The organism is Secundilactobacillus oryzae JCM 18671, from assembly GCF_000740055.1.
GTDB classification, from domain to species: Bacteria; Bacillota; Bacilli; order Lactobacillales; family Lactobacillaceae; genus Secundilactobacillus; species Secundilactobacillus oryzae.
The window spans coordinates 1-3518 of the sequence record NZ_BBJM01000058.1 but is presented as its reverse complement, the minus strand read 5'-3'; the positions used below and the strand labels follow the sequence as shown (position 1 = coordinate 3518).

The 3518-nt window shown below is 43.0% G+C and carries 6 protein-coding genes and 1 pseudogene; 6 read left to right on the top strand and 1 reads right to left on the bottom strand.

What is annotated here, in order from left to right; all coding sequences use genetic code 11:
• The 6 genes and pseudogenes from LOSG293_RS09540 to LOSG293_RS10205 form a co-directional block, all read left to right on the top strand.
• Positions 1–108 (top strand): annotated as a pseudogene (locus LOSG293_RS09540) (IS30 family transposase); the annotation flags it as partial.
• Positions 109–342: 234 nt separating this feature from the next.
• Complete coding sequence (locus LOSG293_RS09535; protein ID WP_034529777.1) at positions 343–1134, top strand: LysM peptidoglycan-binding domain-containing protein; 792 nt, start codon at positions 343–345, stop codon at positions 1132–1134.
• Positions 1135–1387: 253 nt separating this feature from the next.
• Positions 1388–2035 carry a FusB/FusC family EF-G-binding protein gene (locus LOSG293_RS09530; protein WP_034529775.1) on the top strand — a complete coding sequence of 216 codons (648 nt, stop codon included), beginning with the start codon at positions 1388–1390 and terminating at the stop codon, positions 2033–2035.
• A 117-nt stretch (positions 2036–2152) separates the two neighbouring features.
• Positions 2153–2665, top strand: coding sequence for a methylated-DNA--[protein]-cysteine S-methyltransferase (locus LOSG293_RS09525; protein ID WP_034529772.1), 513 nt, complete (start codon positions 2153–2155; stop codon positions 2663–2665).
• Between the two features lie 11 nt (positions 2666–2676).
• A complete protein-coding gene (locus tag LOSG293_RS10210) occupies positions 2677–2868 on the top strand; it encodes an Ada metal-binding domain-containing protein (protein WP_235786850.1) in 192 nt (63 codons plus the stop codon).
• Between the two features lie 39 nt (positions 2869–2907).
• A complete protein-coding gene (locus LOSG293_RS10205) occupies positions 2908–3219 on the top strand; it encodes a helix-turn-helix transcriptional regulator (RefSeq protein WP_235786849.1) in 312 nt (103 codons plus the stop codon).
• Between the two features lie 53 nt (positions 3220–3272).
• Here the strand turns inward: LOSG293_RS10205 and LOSG293_RS09515 are convergent, their stop codons facing one another.
• Positions 3273–3491 (bottom strand): IS3 family transposase, encoded by a 219-nt coding sequence (locus tag LOSG293_RS09515; RefSeq protein WP_439950835.1) that lies wholly within the window; start codon positions 3489–3491, stop codon positions 3273–3275.
• Positions 3492–3518 lie beyond the last annotated feature (27 nt).

Here is a 3518-nt window from a genome sequence, read left to right as displayed (position 1 = left end):
GTAACGACTGATGAGATCCTAGCAGCACTTGAACTAATTAATCAACGACCATTAAAAATACATCATCAACAGACTGCCATTGAAAGATTCCGGGCTTGTTCGGATTAAACTTGTAATTTGCCAAATATAAGAAAACCCTGATGGTTCGGGATATAAAGCCCTTTCACAGCAAATTTACATTACGTATATGATAAATTTCAAAATTTTGTCATATTTGTCATCTCCCTTTAAAGTGAGAGATATTAGAGAGTAATATCCACCTGTTAAAGTAGTGAACATTGGTTAGCGGATATCCGTTAACCTAAATTCCAGAACAACAGGAGTGTACTTATTTTGAACAAAATGGTTACGACTTTAGTTTCAACTACTGCAGCCGCTTTAGGATTATTCATTGCTGGCACAACTGGTGCTTCAGCAGACACGACCTACACCGTTAAAGCAGGCGACTCTGTTTGGGCAATTGCTCAAAAGAACGATACGAACATCAAGAACGTAGAAAACGATAACAACATTAAGAACCACTTGATCCTCCCTGGTCAAAAGTTATCACTTGATACTGATGACACGAAGACCACGACTAAATCAAGTTCTGCTACAACCTATGTTGTTAAGTCTGGCGACTCTGTTTGGAGTATCGCAGACAAGTTTGGTACGACGATGACTCGGATCGAAAAAGACAATAACATCAAGAACCACTTAATCGTTGCTGGTCAAAAGTTGACAATCAACGGTGTTAACAGCTCAAAGAGTGTTGGTACAACAACTTCAACGACTGCCACAACACCTGCAACTAGCTCAACTTCACAAGCTACTGCATCATCAAGCAACACGACTTCAAACAACACTGCTTCATCAACGAAGTCAACAACTTCAAGCTCATCATCTTCTTCATACACTGGAAGCACAAAGAGCTACGTATTGAGCCAAATGGAATCACGTACCGGCGTTTCAGCTTCAACTTGGAACGCAATCATCACTCGTGAATCAAACTGGCAACCATACGTCCGCAACAGTTCTAGTGGCGCATACGGTTTATTCCAAAACATGCACATTAGCAGTGGTTCAGTTTCTGCACAAGTAGATGCAGCTGTTAGTCTTTACAAGTCACAAGGAATGGGTGCCTGGGCACTTTAATTCCAATGTGATCAATCACATGATGTGATGCAAAAAGTCCTCGGAGATCTGATCTTCGAGGACTTTTTTCGTTGAAACAACCATTGCGTGACCCAGTTTGATTTTGTATACTTACTAGTACTTTAACTAAGGGGATGATAAACGATGATGACATCGTTATTAGCAAAGAAAATTGCTGCTCGTTAGCGACACTTTTCTGTAAAACCTTTCAGAGAAGTGTCAGGTTTGAATCTGAAAGGAAGCTATATCTATTATGGAACCAACAATTACCGCCTATGAATTTAGTTACATCAACCAACAGGTCACTCACCTAGTCAATACGTACAAATCGGTAAATGACCCTCACATCCGTGACATCGTCTTAGCGGAGACATTAGAGAATCTTACACCCCTACTCCCTAACGATGAGCCGATAACAAAAGCCTTTCTGCAAGGCGTTAAAATCGACTTTTTATCTCGAGTTCAGGCAGCCGATTTGATTGAAACGTTAATCCCATTGGTCATTCCTTTTCCCAAGTTGTCACCAAAGCAGCTGGAAAAGCTGTTTAAAAAGGTGAAGAAACTCAAACATCCGGAATGGGGCAGCCTGAAACTGCACGAATTGACTTACTTGGGTTGGAATGATGGCGGGAACCAAAAGAAATATTTGGTTGCCCCCTACCAAGATCGACTAATTGGTATTCAAGGCGAGTTTTCACCGCAAACAGTGAAGGGACTTTGCGCTATCTGTCATACGATTGGCAACGTCTCACTCTTTATGTCGACAACGAAGACCTCTGGACTGGGGACCTATACCAAGAACGGTAATTATATCTGCCGCGATAGTGCCCAGTGTAATCGCCAACTGACGGACCCACTTCCGCTCACTGATTTCTTGACGACGGTAAGGCCCAAAAAATAACAATCAAGCATCCCTCAATTGGGATGCTTTTTAAATTAAAAAGCCACATTGTGTTATTTTTCTGTGCAGTTATCTGTTGGAATCTAAGTGACCATTAGAAAGTGAGGTGGCGCAAACATGTTATATACAGCAACATATCCATCAAAATTGGGCGAGCTAATTTTATTAAGTGATGAGGATAATCTCTTAGGGCTTTGGTTTAAAGATCAGAAGTTTTTCGGTGCCAAGTACCGCTTAGAAGATGCTGAGCACCTTGAAAGTCGGCCAATTAGTTTAGCATTAAATTGGCTAGCTGCCTACTTTGCGGGCGAAAATCCTGACGCCTCTGTGGTGCCTCTCAGACCCGAAGTGACAGCTTTCAGAACCCAGGTCCTCCATGAGCTCCAGCAAGTGCCTTACGGTGAAACAACGACCTATAAAGCCTTATCCGATCAACTCCAAAAAAATAGCGAGATTAAGGCCAACAAATCTAGAGCAATTGGCAACGCAGTGGGACACAACCCAATTTCGCTCATCATCCCCTGCCATCGAGTCGTCGGCAGCGATGGTTCACTGACCGGATACGCTGGCGGTATTGAACGGAAAAAGGCGCTTTTAGCCATGGAACAAAGTAATCTGCACACCGCTTAGGAGGTGTTTCAATGGAACCAGATGACCAAACTTGGCAGATTATCGCGAATAATGACGATTGCCTCGATGGTCAGCGGTGGTACGCTGTAAAATCAACCATGATATTTTGCAAGCCCTCTTGCCCATCACGATTACCCGATCGTCAAAATGTCATCATGTACGCTGATCCAGAACAGGCCATGGCAGCTGGCTTTAGACCCTGAAAACGATGCCGCCCGCTGGACACCATTGTGTCCAACCACGTGTGGGTCACTGAAATTGACTACGTTTTAAACCAACACTATGCAGAGAATATAACGTTAGATGAACTTGCTGCCCGTGTCCATGGGAGCAAATCTCATTTGCGACACGTTTATAAAGCCCAAACCGGGATAACCCCGCAGCAGAAACTCGTGACGATTCGCTTAAGCCATGCCGAGCATCAACTCACCAATTCAAGCCATTCTGTAGCTCAAATTGGCCGCGCCGTTGGCATTCCGAATACTGCTTATTTTATTAAATTATTCAAGAAGCATTATGGTGTCAGTCCGTTACAGTATCGATTGGCAAACTAAAAAGCACCCGTCTTTGATTAGGTGAAGTGAACCCACAAGTTTGGACAACTAAATTAAGCTACTAACTGATTGGCAAGTTCTCGGTATTGTACTGGTGACTTGCCTTTTAGCTTGGTCCTGATTCTACGGTTATTATAAAACTCAATCCATCCAGTCATCGCTTGCGCGAGACTCTCTGGATTTTCGAAGTGTTCATCCATTATCTCTGCTTTCATGAGATGAAAGAATGATTCCATGGCGGCGTTATCTAAGCAAGTCGCCTTACGGGACATACTCTGAAAGGTATGATGAGTTTTAAG